Origin of the sequence: Sutcliffiella sp. NC1, assembly GCF_027594365.1 — a bacterium.
Taxonomy (GTDB): domain Bacteria; phylum Bacillota; class Bacilli; order Bacillales; family Bacillaceae_I; genus Sutcliffiella; species Sutcliffiella cohnii.
The window spans coordinates 4,233,514-4,250,106 of sequence record NZ_CP115153.1 but is presented as its reverse complement, the minus strand read 5'-3'; the positions used below and the strand labels follow the sequence as shown (position 1 = coordinate 4,250,106).

At 34.2% G+C, this 16,593-nt stretch carries 14 protein-coding genes; 9 read left to right on the top strand and 5 right to left on the bottom strand.

Annotation, left to right across the window (positions count from 1 at the left end):
• Nucleotides 1-100 precede the first annotated feature (100 nt).
• Entirely contained in the window at nt 101-3,928 is a 3,828-nt protein-coding gene (locus O1A01_RS22130) for a glucosaminidase domain-containing protein (protein ID WP_270065012.1), read from the top strand.
• A gap of 80 nt (nt 3,929-4,008) precedes the next feature.
• Here the strand turns inward: O1A01_RS22130 and O1A01_RS22125 are convergent, their stop codons facing one another.
• Nucleotides 4,009-4,842 (bottom strand): glycosyl transferase family 2, encoded by an 834-nt coding sequence (locus O1A01_RS22125; protein ID WP_270065011.1) that lies wholly within the window; start codon nt 4,840-4,842, stop codon nt 4,009-4,011.
• 261 nt (nt 4,843-5,103) lie between these two features.
• Here O1A01_RS22125 and O1A01_RS22120 point away from each other — a divergent pair, with 261 nt between their 5' ends.
• The 3 genes from O1A01_RS22120 (at nt 5,104) to O1A01_RS22110 (ending at nt 9,367) form a co-directional block, all read left to right on the top strand.
• Complete coding sequence (locus tag O1A01_RS22120; RefSeq protein ID WP_270065010.1) at nt 5,104-6,033, top strand: methyltransferase domain-containing protein; 930 nt, start codon at nt 5,104-5,106, stop codon at nt 6,031-6,033.
• A gap of 53 nt (nt 6,034-6,086) precedes the next feature.
• Nucleotides 6,087-8,183, top strand: a complete 2,097-nt coding sequence (locus tag O1A01_RS22115; RefSeq protein ID WP_270065009.1) for a glycosyltransferase family 2 protein — start codon at nt 6,087-6,089, stop codon at nt 8,181-8,183.
• A gap of 257 nt (nt 8,184-8,440) precedes the next feature.
• The gene (locus O1A01_RS22110) at nt 8,441-9,367 is read left to right on the top strand and encodes a manganese-dependent inorganic pyrophosphatase (protein WP_270065008.1); all 927 of its coding nucleotides are present in this window, start codon (nt 8,441-8,443) and stop codon (nt 9,365-9,367) included.
• Between the two features lie 43 nt (nt 9,368-9,410).
• Here the strand turns inward: O1A01_RS22110 and O1A01_RS22105 are convergent, their stop codons facing one another.
• Complete coding sequence (locus tag O1A01_RS22105; protein WP_270065007.1) at nt 9,411-10,352, bottom strand: LCP family glycopolymer transferase; 942 nt, start codon at nt 10,350-10,352, stop codon at nt 9,411-9,413.
• A 175-nt stretch (nt 10,353-10,527) separates the two neighbouring features.
• On the bottom strand, nt 10,528-11,367 hold the full coding sequence (locus O1A01_RS22100) for a hypothetical protein (protein ID WP_270065006.1): 840 nt from the start codon (nt 11,365-11,367) through the stop codon (nt 10,528-10,530).
• A 451-nt stretch (nt 11,368-11,818) separates the two neighbouring features.
• Between O1A01_RS22100 and O1A01_RS22095 the strand changes: the two genes are divergently transcribed.
• The 3 genes from O1A01_RS22095 to O1A01_RS22085 all read left to right on the top strand — a co-directional run bounded on the left by O1A01_RS22095 (nt 11,819) and on the right by O1A01_RS22085 (nt 13,700).
• Nucleotides 11,819-11,971: a YwzD family small protein gene (locus tag O1A01_RS22095; protein WP_270065005.1), complete on the top strand. Its 153-nt coding sequence runs from the start codon at nt 11,819-11,821 to the stop codon at nt 11,969-11,971.
• A 251-nt stretch (nt 11,972-12,222) separates the two neighbouring features.
• Nucleotides 12,223-13,146, top strand: a complete 924-nt coding sequence (locus O1A01_RS22090; RefSeq protein WP_270065004.1) for a processed acidic surface protein — start codon at nt 12,223-12,225, stop codon at nt 13,144-13,146.
• The gene (locus O1A01_RS22085) at nt 13,143-13,700 is read left to right on the top strand and encodes a class D sortase (RefSeq protein WP_094366197.1); all 558 of its coding nucleotides are present in this window, start codon (nt 13,143-13,145) and stop codon (nt 13,698-13,700) included. The genes O1A01_RS22090 and O1A01_RS22085 overlap by 4 nt, the downstream gene beginning before the upstream one ends.
• A gap of 248 nt (nt 13,701-13,948) precedes the next feature.
• Here O1A01_RS22085 and O1A01_RS22080 read toward each other — a convergent pair whose 3' ends face one another.
• Nucleotides 13,949-14,380: a YwpF family protein gene (locus O1A01_RS22080; RefSeq protein WP_066417524.1), complete on the bottom strand. Its 432-nt coding sequence runs from the start codon at nt 14,378-14,380 to the stop codon at nt 13,949-13,951.
• Nucleotides 14,381-14,685: 305 nt separating this feature from the next.
• Here O1A01_RS22080 and ssb point away from each other — a divergent pair, with 305 nt between their 5' ends.
• Nucleotides 14,686-15,078, top strand: coding sequence for a single-stranded DNA-binding protein (gene ssb, locus O1A01_RS22075; RefSeq protein WP_084380505.1), 393 nt, complete (start codon nt 14,686-14,688; stop codon nt 15,076-15,078).
• Between the two features lie 163 nt (nt 15,079-15,241).
• Here ssb and O1A01_RS22070 read toward each other — a convergent pair whose 3' ends face one another.
• Nucleotides 15,242-15,661: a helix-turn-helix domain-containing protein gene (locus O1A01_RS22070; RefSeq protein WP_066417521.1), complete on the bottom strand. Its 420-nt coding sequence runs from the start codon at nt 15,659-15,661 to the stop codon at nt 15,242-15,244.
• A gap of 365 nt (nt 15,662-16,026) precedes the next feature.
• On the opposite strand from O1A01_RS22070, the gene O1A01_RS22065 reads away from it, so the two are divergent.
• Nucleotides 16,027-16,479: a hypothetical protein gene (locus O1A01_RS22065; protein ID WP_270065003.1), complete on the top strand. Its 453-nt coding sequence runs from the start codon at nt 16,027-16,029 to the stop codon at nt 16,477-16,479.
• The last annotated feature ends 114 nt before the right edge of the window (nt 16,480-16,593 follow it).

The following is a 16,593-nucleotide window of genomic DNA, read 5'->3' as shown; positions in this document are numbered from 1 at the left end:
AATATAAAGCGATATAATGTTTTCAAATTGTGGTGTTTAGTTTATAGTAGATAAAGGAGATTTTAGTCGAATCTTGCAATATAAGTAGAAAGGTGATGACATGAAAAAAACAGTAAGTACCCTTTGTGTTTTGTTGCTTTTGTCCCCTTCTCAGTTTGTAATGGCAAATGATTCAAATGCCAACGTAATCGAAGAAGAGTTTGTCGATACGGAATCAAAAGAAGAAGAAAACGCGTTTACGGTTGATGATGAAGCCGACGCACGAAAAGAAGATATTATTAAAGAAGAAGAGATTGCAGAAGTTGAACTCTCGGATATAGATGAGGAAACTGCAAAAGATATTGGTAATGATAAACAGGCTGATGAACAAGAGGTTATTGAAAAATCATCGGTAACTGTTAATACTAGAAAAATGGATACTGTAGAAGCAACTACTATAACATCTATTGAATCAGATAAAGGTGCAGATTACTATTATGAGCAAGCAGTAAATGAAAACAGCGCCTCAAAAAAGTTAGAATTATTTATTGAAGGCTATGAAAAGTATCCAAATGATAGTCGATTTGTAGATGGTATTCAAAGTAGTGCTCAATCGCTTTTAACTTGGGCTAGAAGGCAGCATAACCAGCAGCAATTTACAACTGCTATTGACCGTTATGAACGAATCCTTCGTGCACCACAACTGAATAATGCAATCAAGAAATCAACGGAAAAGCATTTATCTTACGCTAACAGCAAGAAATTAATCCCAAGTGCGGACAGTCTTTATAGTATTGCTAGTAAACAGACAACTGTCTCTGGAATATTTGCGAGTTATGTAGACGCATACGAATGGTATCCGGAAGATGGTAGGTTTCAACAAGGGCTACAATCGAGTGCGCAAAATTTATATAATTGGGCGGTAAGACAGCATGATTCCGGTAATTTTAGTACTGCAATCGCTCGTTATGAAACGATATTAAGTGTTGCTGGGATTAATCAAACTATTATTAGTAACGTAGAATCTCGTCTTGCAGACGCAAAAATTGGGAAACGATCCGCTAATATTATTTTAGATTTAGCAGTCAATGAATCTAGTGCATCTCGTAAACTAGCTTTATATGTTGAAGGTTATGAGTTCTATCCAAACGACAAACGATTTATCGATGGGATTCAAACAGGTGCTCAACTTTTGTTAAACTGGGCGAGAGGTCAACATAATAGAGGTAACTTTGATACTGCAATTGATCGCTATAATACTATAATTGATACGCCAACTGTAAATGACGTTATTGTTCAGTCTACTGAAAAACATTTAGAATATGCATTATATAATAAGAGTATCCCATCTGCAGATCATTTGTTTAATACAGCTAAGGCACAGACGCAAGTTTCAGCTATTTTCCAAACTTATGTTGACGGTTTTGAGTTATATCCTAATGACCAGCGCTTTGTTGAAGGATTACAGAAAAGTGCACAAAACTTGTATAATTGGGCAGTAAGACAACATGATGATGGAAACTATGATACTGCAATCAATCGCTATGAGATAATTCTAGCTGTATCTGGTATTAATGACTCGTTATTAAAAAATGTCCAGTCACGTTTAGCTGATGCTAAAATTGGCAAGCGCCCTGCAAGTGTCATATTTGATTTAGCACAAAAAGAAACAAGTGCTTCAAAAATACTCGAGTTGTATATTGAAGGGTTTACTTTTTATCCGAATGACAACAGGTTTGTTAATGGAATTGAGCCTAGTGCTGTTGCATTATTAACGTGGGCAACAAATCAGCACCAAGCTGGAAATATTGATACTGCATTAGGTAGATATCAATATATTTTATTAGCACCAACTATCTCTGACGAGTTAATAAAGAAAACAAATATTCAATTAAGTTTTGCCGAAAAAAATGAAATGATACCAACACCGAATGGTTTCTATCAACTAGCGATGGAGATTTCTACTTTAACACATAGATTGAATATGTTAATAGATGGATGGACAATTTATAATGAAAGCTCAGTATTGGTTAATGGTATTAACACAACTGCAGGAGATTTATTATCTTGGGCTAGTAATCAACATGAGAATGCTCAATATGATACGGCAAAAAATCGATATCAAATAATTTTAAATATACCAGTATTATCGGAAACTATTAGACAAGAAACACAACTTAAACTTAGATATGCTGAACAAAATTCAAAATATCCAACTGCACAGCAACAATTTGATTATGCAAGTGGTCAAACAAGTGCATCGCATTTATTAGCAGCTTTTATCGAAGGGTATTTATTATATCCTCAAGATGCTAGATTTATAGAGGGAATAAATACGAGTGCTATTTCTTTATTAAATTGGGCAACAAATCAGCATAGAAATGGAAATTTTAGTACTGCAGTAGATCGCTACGAGAGAATCCTTGCAGCTCCAGAAGTTAGAAGTAGCATTTTGTTGGAAGCAGAAATTAAACAAAGCTATGCAGCAAAAAGTCAGCAAATTCCTTCAGCGAACCAATTGTTTAACGAAGCTGAAAGCAATAATAGTGCTACAGGTAAGTTTAACTTATTTATAAATGGGTATGTAATATATCCGAGTGACGAAAGGTTCATTTATGGTTTAAATGCTAGTGCTTTAAATCTACTAAACTGGGCTAAAGCTCAACATGAAAATAGAAGATTTGATACTGCAATAGATCGTTACAATAGAATATTAAATGCACCTGGTGTGTCTGATAGTGTAAAAGAAATGGCCAGCAGACTATTATCTTCTGCTGAAGATAATAAAACACCAGAAAGAGAATATATTACGTATACACAATATAACGTCACACTTGCTAATTCATTAAAAACTCAGATGTCATTAAGTGTTCCGCCTCAAACAGATCGTTATCGTAATGCTCCAGCTTATATTCAAACTTCTCGTATATCAGAAGTGTATACGAGGGGGATAGCAACTGCAGGTAGTAATTTACGGACAACTCCTAGTTTAACTGGTTCGGTTGCTTTCACGGTAGTACAAGGAACTACTTTTGAAATATTAGGTAGTGAAAAAGGCGATATGTGGAATGGTAGTGATATCTGGTACAAAGTTAGGTTTGAAAAGAGAGATTTATATATCCACTCTAACTTAGCATCTAGTACTAACATCGGAAAGCTTGCTAGTAATACTTCAGTATATGAAAGTACTAGTACGACCAGTCATGTATTCGGTACAAGAAGTGCAAACAGTGAAGTAGTTCTAGTAAACTATAATAATAATAGTAATTGGCAACAAATAAGTTTAGGAGCTTGGCGGAATGCTAAGGAAAGCGATGTTTTACCAATGCTCGACCCTAATAACAATGATATATTCCAACACCTTGTTTTAACTTCTAGTGTGGGTGTTCCCGCAACACAAATTAATAATTTGCTTTCGGGTAAAGGAGTATTACAAGGTAAAGGACAAGCGTTTATTGATGCTGGGTTAAGGCATTCTGTAAATGAAGTATATTTAATTTCACATGCCCTACTAGAGACAGGCCACGGCACTTCTGACTTAGCTACAGGTAAATTAGAAGTTGGTAAAGATAAAAATGGAAATCTTCAGCTAGTGACTTCGTCTAATAGAAGCTCTTTAACAAATATAAAGCCAACTTATAATATGTTTGGAATTGGAGCAATTGACTTTGATGCTGAAAGACAAGGTGCTTTCAGAGCATATCGTGAAGGTTGGTTTACAGTAGAAGCTGCTATTATAGGAGGAGCAAAATTTATTGGAGAGCGTTATATCCATAATCAATATGGACAAAATACGCTTTATAAAATGAGATGGAATCCAGCTAATCCAGGCTATCCTCAATATGCTACCGATATGGAATGGACTATTAAACAGATAGGGAACATTAAAAATATGTATAATCAATTAGAAAATCCTGTATTGAATTTTGACATTCCCAAATACAAATAGATTTATAAAAAGAATTCCCTAAAAGTAGATTAACTTATAGGGAATTCTTTTTTATTAATAATCAATCTATTAATTTGAATTTATAAATTAGATACGATATTTTGAATATATTTGAGAGATTCATTTAGTTTTAAGGGACTGTGTCCTAATTCTTTATCTGAATATAAAGTTACTTTAATTTCATCTGTATAGTAATGGTCGTCTAACTGTTCTAAACCTATTAAGAAAGGATTTAAATGTTTTTCTACGTCTCTAAGACAGGAAACGTTTTGAACATAATTTATTTTAGGTACATACTGTATATCTTTGTAGAATTCAATTATGTTTAATCGTTTTGTATGTCTATTAATTATTTCATTCCTTGTTAATTGAGGTTCAATCGTACTGAATAGGGCATTAACATGCTTATCGTTATAATTCCAAACGATAGTTTGTGGATTGTTAATAAGTGCTGTTGATTCTTTTATTAAACCTGAAAGCATTAGAGACATAAAGCCTCCAGCTGAGCTTCCGTAAAATAGTGTTTTTTCATTTTTTATTGACAGTTTTTCAAGGAGAATTATTAGGATTTCTGCAATTTCTGTTAAATAATGCCTTTCGCCTATTCCAACTCCCCATCCGATATTTAGTTTATTTAAATATAAAGTTGGGTCATTATAAAAAATAGTAGTTTCATCAAAATATTGAATCCATTTATGCCTTTGAAAGATAGGTGGCCTCAATTCAGATGATGCATCGTAGGCTCCAGAACCAAAAACTATTGCCTTTGAAGAATTCCTCTTTATTCTTAATAAAAAATCAAATTTAACTTTATCTTTATTTATTGTTAATAAAAAAGGATCTTCGTTTGTTGGAAAAGAAAACTGGTGTAACTGGCCGAATTCAACTTGGTGATTTTTATATGACGAAAGCATATATTTCCTCCCTTAGATATGATTTGTGTTATGTGCTATAGTTAATAATTATTGAACCAATTAATAATAAATTATAATTGGATTATACCAATGTTGCAATTTACTTGATTATTCTTCTAGTAAATCTTTTTTTTTATTTTCTCGTATGATATGCTAATGCTTGTAAATTTAATGGATTCTGAAATTATAATTGCTATCTAAGTTTTTTAAAAACTAGATAAAGCAATAAACATAGCAATAAACATATAGGAGCTGGTATATTTGGATAGTATTGAACATGGAGTTCGTGACCAATATTGGGCGGATCGAAATAGTATGATGTACTATAAATATGTAGATTATTTAGTGCGTGCATTTGCTGCTGATGCTAAAAGCATCATTGATGTTGGTACTGCAAATACAAAATACATAGAAAGCTTTACTTGGATTCCAAATAAATATTCACTTGATATAAAAAACCCTTACAGCTCAAGTAGTGTTAAGGGCATTGAAATGGATTTTTTAAAATTTGAACCGAAAGAGAAATTTGATTTTGTTACATGCTTACAAGTTTTAGAACATATTCCAAATGTAGAAGCTTTTGCACAAAAGTTACTTTCGATTTCAGATAAAGTACTAATTTCTGTTCCTTATAATTGGCCAGCAGGTTCAGAAGACGAGCATATACATGATCCCATTGACTTAGATAAACTGAATAAGTGGATGGGGAAAGAACCCACTTATTATATAATTGTAGAAGAACCATTAAGAAATCCAGTGAAACGTAAAAACAAAAGATTAATTTGTTACTATCAAACGCAAAATATAAATTTTGGAGAAGCGAGAAGCACAGCAAAAAGAATTAGAGGTAATAATATGGAGTCAAAACAGGTAAATGGGGAAGAGTTTCTAAAAAGTAATTTTGAATCAATTATTAGGCACCAACAAATAAATAATGAAATTATCGGAGCGGAAATTAAGACGTTAATCTTAAAAGAAAAAATAGAACTTACTATAAAAAACAATATTTTATATAGGAATAAGATTCAACAACTAGAAAAAGAAAAGGCTATTATAGAAAAGAGTTTAAACAAGGAATATAGAGAAAGAAAAATGTACGATAAGAAGTACAAGAAGATTACTGTGAGTAGGTTATGGAGACTGACATTACCGTTAAGAAAAATAGGGGACATTATTAAGCTGAAATTTTGAAACGACGGGTTTAAGTTGAAGTGACTTTAGCATGAAGGAGGTTCATCAATAAGATGAATAACAGTAACGAAAAGCCATATGATGAAGACCAAGGTGACAAATTAATAAAAGTACAAGAGGAATTTAAATCCATCACTAACAGGCTGGCGGTTGAGGAAGAAAACGAATTAGAATTACTACAAAAAATTAATGAACTAGAAAAAAGTATCTTTCAAAATAAGGATAAACTAAATCGGGCTACTAATAAAAAAAGCAAAAGTAAAAAAAGGTATGAAAAAATAAGTACAAGTACATCGTGGAGAATAACGGCTCCAGTTAGGAAATTTTTAGATAAAATAAAGGGTAAAGGGCCGAAATATGAAAAAACCTCCAATATCTCAGATGTAACTAGTCAAACGGGTGCCAGAGAAAATAATAAAAAAGAGGAAAAAAATGAAGTAAGATATTTAGATAAAAAATTATGGGCTGGTTTTTCAAAGTATGCAATAAAAGAATTATCTGATATAAAGTATTCAAGTGAACATTCCAAGAGTGAAAGAGTTAAAGCTGCAAGGGCAATTGCTAGATGGGAATATGATAATAATAGATATGAAAAAGCCCTTGAAAATTTATACTTTGTGGACGAAATCCGCTCTTCTAGTAAGATAAATATCGATGCTGTTATTAGAGAGATTAAAGTATTAAAAAAGCTTGGACAAGAAGATTTAGCATTAAGAGAACTTTGGAAGGCTATTGATGGGCTCGGAATGGAATCCGAACTTTGCTTAGCAATGGCACACGTCCACGATGATTTGTCGGAAAGAATTAAGTGGATAAATTTAATTTTTGAAAAATACGGGTACAAAAACGTACAAAAGCGTGATGCGGATCAGGAATTGACACTACATAATGTTCGTACAAAAAATCTAGAAAGTATAGATAATTTTAAGGATGTAAAGGTTTCTGTAATCATTCCTGCCTATAAAGCAGAAGACTCAATTCACATTGCGTTAAATGGTTTGTTAGAACAATCCCATTCAAATATTGAAATAATTGTGGTTGACGATTGTAGTCCAGATAATACGGCTGAAGTAGTATCGCGCTACACCAAAATTGATAACCGTGTTAAGCTAATAAAAAAGACAAACAATGAAGGTGCTTACGCTGCTAGAAATACAGCTCTCGATTACGTTACTGGTGATTATGTTACTATACATGATAGTGACGACTGGTCTCATTCTCAAAAAATTGAAGTTCAGTTACGAGCATTAATGAACTCTCAAGATGCAGTTGGAACAATATCACATTTAATAAGAGTATATAATGATTTATCTCCTGTTAATGCGGGCTCCTTATTAAGTACCAAATTTTTAATTATTAATTCTTCATCTCTATTAGTTCATAAGAACGTTTTTAAAGAGCTAGGAGGATGGGACAATGTTCGAGTTGGGGGAGATACAGAGTTTATTAGACGCATTGAAAAAGTATACGGTAGTAACAGTATTATATATGTTGAACCGAAAGTTCCATTTTCCTTTTCTTTATCGGATGAAAATTCTTTAACAGGTACAAGTGCTACTCATATTAAAACAATCAGATATGGATTACGTAGAACTTATAGAGAATCTTATCAATGGTGGCATGATAGTATAGGCTCTAATAAAGACTTATACATAGAGCCTGGAAGTTCGGAACGAAAGTTTCCTTGTCCAGTGCCTAATTTAGTGAAAAAGCCAACATCTAGAGATTATGATTATGTGTTTATTGCAGACTTTACAATTCCGCTAAAGGAACAGTCATTCTATAATATTCTAAATAAGGAAATTAGAGCAGGGAAGAAGATTGCAATATTTCATTGGGCTTTTTATGAAAATGACGTGTACAAACTATTGTCTTATGAAGTTTATGACATGGCACATAAATATAATATAGATATATTAGTTCCAGGTGAAAAAGTCTTCACCCAATTAACAATTATAGGTACTCCGCATGTTCTTAACTATAGTGTTGATAGTGCACCTGAAATAGAAAGTAAGAATAACTTTGTAGTATATTCAGATGATAGTGATAAAGAAAGCCTTCCTAGTAAAGAAGAAAATATAAAAAATGTTTTTGGATTTGAAGTGAAATGGGTTCAACAAACACAAATTGATGAAATCGAAAAACAATAAAAGGTAATGCCCTAAATAAAAAGTAGTAAAGAGTTGCTTTGGCTTCTCTACTACTTTTTTATTGATTTTTGAATAAGTGAATTTGCATAATTAAATTTATTTTAACCATCAATGTATTACTTAAAAACAATGGTTTATCACTTGTTTAAACTGGAATCCTAGTATAATAATTTTAATCATTTTCTATTTTGTACTTTTTTGTGTAAAATAGTGTAGGTACATAATATAAATTATTCTTCGTAAAAGGAGTTTTCATAATGAACAAAACATTAATCTTCGGACACAAAAACCCAGACACGGATACTATTTGTTCGGCTATTGCGTATGCTCATTTAAAAAAGGAGCTAGGTGCGAATGTTGAAGCGGTGCGATTAGGTGAAGTAAATGGTGAAACAAAATTCGCACTTGACCACTTTGGGGTAGAAGCGCCACGTTTAGTAGAAACTGTAGCGAATGAGTCGAACGGAGTAATTTTAGTTGACCATAACGAATTCCAACAAAGTGCAGCAGACATCGAAGATGCACACATTTTGGAAGTAATTGATCATCACCGTGTTTCTAACTTCCAAACGGCGGACCCGTTATACATGCGTGTGGAGCCAGTTGGTTGTACGGCAACGATTTTAAACAAGCTTTATAAAGAAAAAAGCGTAGAAATCCCGAAAAACATTGCAGGTTTAATGTTATCTGCAATTGTTTCTGATTCGCTTTTATTCAAATCTCCAACTTGCACAGATGAAGATATTGCAGCTGCAAAAGAGCTAGCGACTATCGCAGGTGTCGATGTAGATAAATACGGCTTAGATATGTTAAAAGCTGGTGCTGACTTAAGTGAAAAAACAGCTGCAGAATTAATTTCTATCGATGCAAAGGAATTTGCAATGGGTAATTATAAAGTAGAGGTTGCACAAGTGAATGCTGTTGACGTTTCAGAAGTAATGGCACGCCAGACGGAACTTGAAGAAAAACTAAATGATGTTATTTCCAGCAAAGGATTAGATTTATTTGTTCTAGTTGTAACAGATATACTAAACAGTGATTCCACTGCTTTAGCACTCGGCCAAAAAGCGGATGCAGTCGAAAAAGCATTTAACGTAACGTTAGATAATCATACAGCGGTATTAAAAGGCGTTGTATCACGCAAAAAGCAAATTGTTCCTGTTTTGACAGAAGCTTTAAAATAATAAAGAAAAGGGTGTCTCAAGTTGGAGACACCCTTTTACGTTATTAGTTTAAATTCAAATGCTCTTTAAAGATATTTGATACTCTCGTTCTTTCGTCCTCTGGGACAACAAAGTAGTATACTCCGTTAATAGTGGACCCTGAGCCACTAAGTTGTAATGTATCAACATTATGACGTGCTTCTAAATAGTTACGTTGAATGAGCATCATATCTTGTCTCGCTAGATTTGTATTGACGTTGTGGCCAATTGCACCAAGTAAAGAATTAACGTTAGCTATTCCTGTTACAGATGCGCCTTTGTTAATAACACCTTGGACAACTTGTTTTTGTCGGTCTGTTCGTCCGAAATCTCCTCGTGGATCTTGTTTCCTCATTCGTGAGAACGCCAGTGCTTCATCTCCGTTTAAAGAGATTCGTCCCTCTTGGAAAGTAAACTTATCTTGTGTAAAAGCAAATGAATTGTTTACTTCTACCCCGCCAACTGCGTTTACAATATCTTTAAAACCTTCCATGTTCATTTTCACATAAAAATCAATTGGAATATCTAAAAACTTTTCGACTGTTGGTATGCTCATTTCGACTCCGCCAAAAGCGTGAGCATGATTAATTTTATCTAACGTTCCTCTACCAACAAGCTCAACACGAGTATCACGCGGTATACTCATCATTTTCATGGAATCGTCTGCAGGGTTAACAGTGACCACCATTAAAGAGTCTGTCCGGCCTCGATCTGTTCCACCTGATTCTTTATCAATCCCCATTATAAGGACAGAAAATGGCTGTTTTTTAGACAAATCGACAGGTCCTGTTCTCAATGTTGAGAAATCTCGATCTAAAGGGTCGTGCATCGTTGTTAATGCTTTATTTAAAGTAAATAACGTATATCCAATATAACCACCAACTAACAGGACAAATACAGCTAGAATGCTAAGAGTGACTTTTAACCATTTTTTCATTTTCTTCTTTTGTCTACGTTCAGATCTCATCCTCGTATCTTCCTTTATTTGTATTATAGTAATCGAATCTATTAAATTATATTCGTTGTTCCATATTTGTACAAGTGGATATTTTTTAACATCTCTCTAAAATATCAAATTATGTAAAATTATTTTAAAAATAAAAAGCCCGCCTTAAAACAAGGCGAGCGAAAAGGTATATACATTACCATTGATCATTCGTAATTTTTTTAGCCATGTCTAATGAAAATTGTAGTTCTTCTTCTACATAATGATCCTTCGAAAATAACTTTAACGTGTACATATTATTTTCCATACTGTATGTTGCTAATGACTGGTCTACATCATTTAGCAAATAATACATCCAATATTCACCAGAAATTTTATATATATCACCTTTAAAAGGCTGTAAGTAGTTTTCGTTAATAATAGGACTATTGGAAAAAACCATCATAAAATCAGCATACCCTTGATGGTTAATACGAATAATCGTACTTTCTCCAGTAGAATATTCATAAACGAGCATGTCTTCTAAAGAGTATAGCTCATCTTGCTCGATATAGTTCGGCTCACCGAAAACACTTTTGACTCGCTCTACTGTATCTCCAACCGTAATTGCTTCTGAATCAGTCGGACTATTCTTTACATAAAACTTTCCATCCTCACCAGTAAACGCTCTAGCTTTTGGAAGTTCAGTTTCTGTCGCAGTTTCTTCCTCTGTATCCACACTCGATTCAGCCTGTTCTTGTTCGCTTTCTGTAACTTCTTCTTTAACAGTTGAATCTACGCTCGAATCAGATTGTTCCTGTTCGCTTTCTGTAGTTTCTTCTTTAACAGTTGAATCTACAGTCGATTCAGCTTGTTTTTGTTCACTTTCTGTATCCTCTTCTGCTTTATTTAATGAGACTTCATCTGTAGATACTTCCTGTTCAGTCTGTTCTTTTGTTGCCGAAGTAAGAGGGGAATAGCCTTCATATTCTGTTTTCGTACCGACACTATTAAGTACTAATAAAAATAATAACCCTATTGTGATTAAGTTCTTCATTTAAAAAATGCCCTCCATTCGGATCGTTATATATTTATATATTCAGAGTTAGTTTAAAAGTTCTTATAGTAACTGTATTTCCTTATCACTATATGTTTAATATTACAAAAACATTACAACTGATTTTTAATTAATTCCTGTAAAGGATTGGTGATATTTTGCTCCCTTCCGTAAACGAGCAAATCTCGATACTTACGTTAGGAAAAGCGAACAACGTTATTGGATATGCACATAGAAGATACGGTTCAAATTAGGCAGAATATGTACGAGTGAATGATATTTATCCAACCTTTGCGGAACTTAGCTGAAGTAGGTCTCGAAGCATTACAATTGAAATAACTGGTAGAAAAATGCTAAATATAAAATATTTTGTAAAAACATGTTGAAATACCTAACTTAATATAGTACTATTTTATTAAGTTTTGTAAGATATTAGGTGGTGCGAAAAAGGGTGAAAAAGGAAAGTGAACTTCACTCTACTAATGATATTTTGAATGTTTTACAGTATGCTTTCCAAGAAGGTAACAACCAAAAAAACATCTCAGCAAAAGAATTAGTAGAAAAGATAAGTAAAAGACTAGAGAAACTAACGAGGACTACATAAAGAACTAGACTTATAGATTACTATAAAGTCTAGTTCTTTTTTTGAGCTTATAAGAAAGTATAAAGTTTATTAATCTATAATTGACGACAATCTCTATTAAAGAGTGTTTTCTTCCTAAAGTCGCTAAGATAAACTAGCGCAGATTGCTTCGCAGCAAGGACTCGCGATCTGCGAGTTTATCTAATAAAAAACAAACATAAATTTTTCCATCACAGGTAATAATAACATCATCAACTTGTGGAGGAGATTTTATGAAATTTATTATAAAAATGCTAGTCATTGGAATAATTCTATCTTTATTGCAGTTCCCGAACATAACTTCGGCTGCACCTACAGACGAAGAAGTTCAAACATATCTTCGTGAAATTGGTTGGACTGAGCGGGAATTAAAGGCGTATTTAGATTTTTATGAAGTATCGCTCCAAGATTTTAAAAATATTGAATCATTACGAAAAGAATTAGGTACTCCAATTACGAAAGAAAGTCTACACGAATTATTGGATTCGTACAATATTACAGAGGAAGAATTAAATATTTTGTTAGCAAGGTTCGGAGAGAAAATTCAAGATTATACGTTCATTGAAGATTTAGATGTGGCGATCGATTTTTACTTAACACATGAGGAAGAAGTAGCTCGAGCAGAGAGATTTTTCGTATCGATGGGCTTTGAAGAGCGTGAAGCACATTTATTATTTCAACATATTTTACGTTTAGATAAAGATACGCTACTACCAGCATTAAGTAAAATTCAAGACGATTTAAGGCAAGTTACTACGAATGAAGAGGCGCTTACTGTTTGGCGACAGTTTTTTGAAGTGTTTCAATTAGGTGCCACAGTTTATCAAGTGGATGACCAAGGTCGAACAGTAATAAATAGGGAAGATATGCTTTCTTCTCAGCAAATGGATAATGCTACGTGGATTTTAGAGCTTTCCACTGCGAGTACGACCGATGTTTTAGCCTCTCTAACTTTAAATGAAGAAATGCTAACAAGTGCGTATGCAGCAGAAAAGGGAGAAGAGCTTATTTTTACAGCCCAAGTAGTTATGCAATTAAGTGACAAGTTATATGGAACTCGGATGCCGCAAACAGCAACTTCGAATGGAGCAGGAATGCTAGTTGGACTAGGCTTAATGGCTGTTGGATTGTTTTTATCGAGAAGGGTCCGACAATGAGAGAGGCGAAAGTAATTTCGATGTTTTTTATTAGCATGGGTGCAGTGTTATTTCTGCAAAGTGGAATTGCGTTTTGGGAAGGAATACGGTCAGTGGAAGAAGGAGTGATTGAGCGTACGGTTCCACCTCCAATCGAGCCTACTATTGAGCAGACCTTTATGGCTGGTGAGAAAATAGGCTACTTACATATTCCTGCACAACAAAAAAAGATTAGCATTTTTGAAGGAACATCTGAGAAAGAACTACAAAAAGGAATTGGCCATTTACCGAAAAGCTCATTCCCAGGACAGGTCGGAAATATCGTTTTATCAGGACATCGTGATACCGTATTTCTTCATATAGATGAATGGAGCGTTGGAGACGAGCTCACCATTGAAAGTAATGGCGAACACTATACGTACAAAATAAAAAAGACGAGAATTGTCGATAAGGATGATGGGACCGTCCTTGTACCCCGTCCCAGGGAGGAATTAACGATTACGACATGTTATCCGTTTCAATTTATCGGCAGCGCTCCTGAGCGATACATTGTTATAGCAGAACGAATAAAATAAAAAAGCTACCTACCGTGATGGTAAGTAGCTTTCTGTTTTCGTTGAGGAAATTTAAAAGGTATAAATTTTGTGGATCATTACTAATTTTGCGTTGTTACGTCTAGCTCCGGCGCTTAGGCCCTATCAAACTTCCCGTTCCGTCCGTACGATAAGTCAACATCGACTCACTACGTTCGCCGTGTTTCCTTTATCTCCTACCGGAACAGTCCAGTTTGTACGGGCCTAAGCGAAGCGCCTATGCTTTTGTACTATGATTTAGCAGTTTGTGGCTTCGTTGTATCATCTTTTGAACGAGTAATAAATTGGGAGAGTAATTCGTCGCCAGCTAATCCTTCTCCTACGAGACTGGATAGGAGGTCTACGTGAAAGCTATTGTTGCGACGGAAAAGCTGTGCATCGAATAGGACGCTAATATGCTCTTCCATAACGGAAATATGCTTTACTCTAGCATGAAAAGTGGCTGGGTCATTTGTCGGTTTAGAAATAATCGTTTGTATCGGAATAAGCTCTTCACTATTGACAAGGTTCTCAAATAATACGAGGTTGTCCTTTGGAACGTACGCCTCTACTAGCCATTGCTCATCCAACTCTTTATTAATAATAAGGCCGTCGATTAATGGGATAGGTCGGTTTTTATTTTCCTCAATAAGAGCTAAACTAACGAGCTTGAACGTTTTCATTCTTTCCCTCCTATAGGTAGTCAAAAGTTTTCAGGACTATTTTGCTTAACTTTATTTTTACCGTTTACTATAACTACGATTATAGCATATTGCAATGTTTTCCACTCTATGTATGAGAATATTAAAATTATGTTAGAAGTATAAAACAGTTGATTGAGGAGTCAAAAAGTTCATTTTGCTAGAAGAAATAGAGTGTTTTCTACCTTTTTACTTGCAAAAATGTTTTTTCGTTCATTTTACGTATTATTCCACACGTAATACTATTGAGTTGCAGTTCAAGTTAAGCACTGAAAGGAGGGAAGAGAATGATCAATCAAGTGACTCTTGTTGGTCGGTTAACGAGAGACCCTGAGCTCCGCTATACGAGTGAAGGAACTGCTGTAGCGACGTTTCATTTAGCGGTAAATAGAAATTTTAAAAATCAAGCTGGAGAAATAGAAGCTGACTTTGTTTCTTGTCGAGTTTGGCGTAAGCTTGCAGAAAATGTTGCAAACTATTGTCGAAAGGGGTCACTGATCGGCATAACGGGAAGAATTCAAACTCGTCGCTACGAAGACAAAAGCGGATCTTGGGTCTACGTGACAGATGTAGTGGGAGACGATGTAAGGTTTCTGGACAAACGAAAAGAGAAAAACGTTATTTTTACAGAAGGTAGAAGTGAAAGAAAGACTGATATACAATTAGAAACGTCAAAATAAGGGTATTTATAATCTTTCGTACATGTAGAAGAGGCAGGGCTTTGGGTAGGTCCTGCTTTTCTACAAAACTATAACCTCAAATAGAGAAGAACATCCATTCACATTTATCAAATAAAACTTCCCCGATACTCTCCTCCGCAGCCAGCAATAATTTTGTTGGCTACTATTTTTTCTTTATATCTGTTTGTTGTTTGATTAATAATTGAAATATTTGTTCTATATACTCTTGTTGCTGTTTGGATAATGTTGTATATGTATGTAATTGCTGTTTAAAGTTAGGAGCATGTTGCAAAAAGTTAACGATATCAAGTAGTTGTGTATCATTCTCTGGTAAATTATATAGACGTTTAAATTCATTTATATACGATTGTTCAGACGTGTGTTGCCCCATTAAATATGCAACACTTACTCCAAAAACATCACTAATCTTTTGAATCGTTTCTGTATCTGGTGTGAGCTTTTCTGTCTCCCATTTGCTTACTTGTGAACGGGAGTGATTGATACGTTCTCCTAGTTCGTCTTGCGACCAGCCTTTTTGTGTACGTAACGATTTAATATTTCTAGCTAAAACAGAATGGGACAAGAGAATACCTCCTATTCAATATAAATGGCTACTATAACCGTATAGGAAAGGTATTATGTTGAATGTTCCAATTAAGAACAAAGGTTACAAAAGTTCATAATCAGAACAGTTATTAGGTAGTTAGTACGAGGAAGAAAGAACGAGAAAAATGGAGAAAAAAGATATAAATTTATGAAAAAGCATATAAGAACACAGATATTGACGAATCTATCGAAATAGGTAAACTATAAGTAGAATCGTTTGGATAATTTTGGATTTAAAAACCATGCAAATGAGATGTAACCAAACTGGCGTACTACGCCGAAAGCAACTAGAACCGCTGTAGATAATAACAATAATAAAAATAAGGAGCGGGAGAAGTAGTAATGTATTATTTGTCGAGTGTCAGTTTTCATGAAAATGATTATAAGCATGTGGCCAATATTTCGAATTACTATATTTATGTGAAAGACTTTCACACTTCCAATTCTAGTAAAGAAGCTAGCTCGTTTTATGATGCCCTTCAACTATGTTCCAACGTAATAGAAGAGGAATGTTGGCGATCTATCGTTGTTAATCGGCTGCAGTCTATTGAGTTCCATTTTCGTTCTTACGAGAATAAAAAACAAATTATTTCGATAATGGTCCATTTGCCAACGTTTGAAGTTGACATATACTCTTACGGGTGGCAACCATATCGAAGTAGGTATTTAAGACATAACGATAACTACATTATTGATGATTCAGTTATTTTAGAGTTGCTTCAACGGATTTATATTAAGCATAATGATACTATTACATATCTTTCGCACTTTCGTCCGCGTGCGAAAAAAGAATAAAAAAAGCCAGGCAATGGGTAAAGCTCAATGCCTGGCTTTTGTTTCTGTTTAGGTTACTACTGACATGTTTTTACGTCTAGCTCCGGCGCTTAGGCCCTATCAAACTTCCTGTTC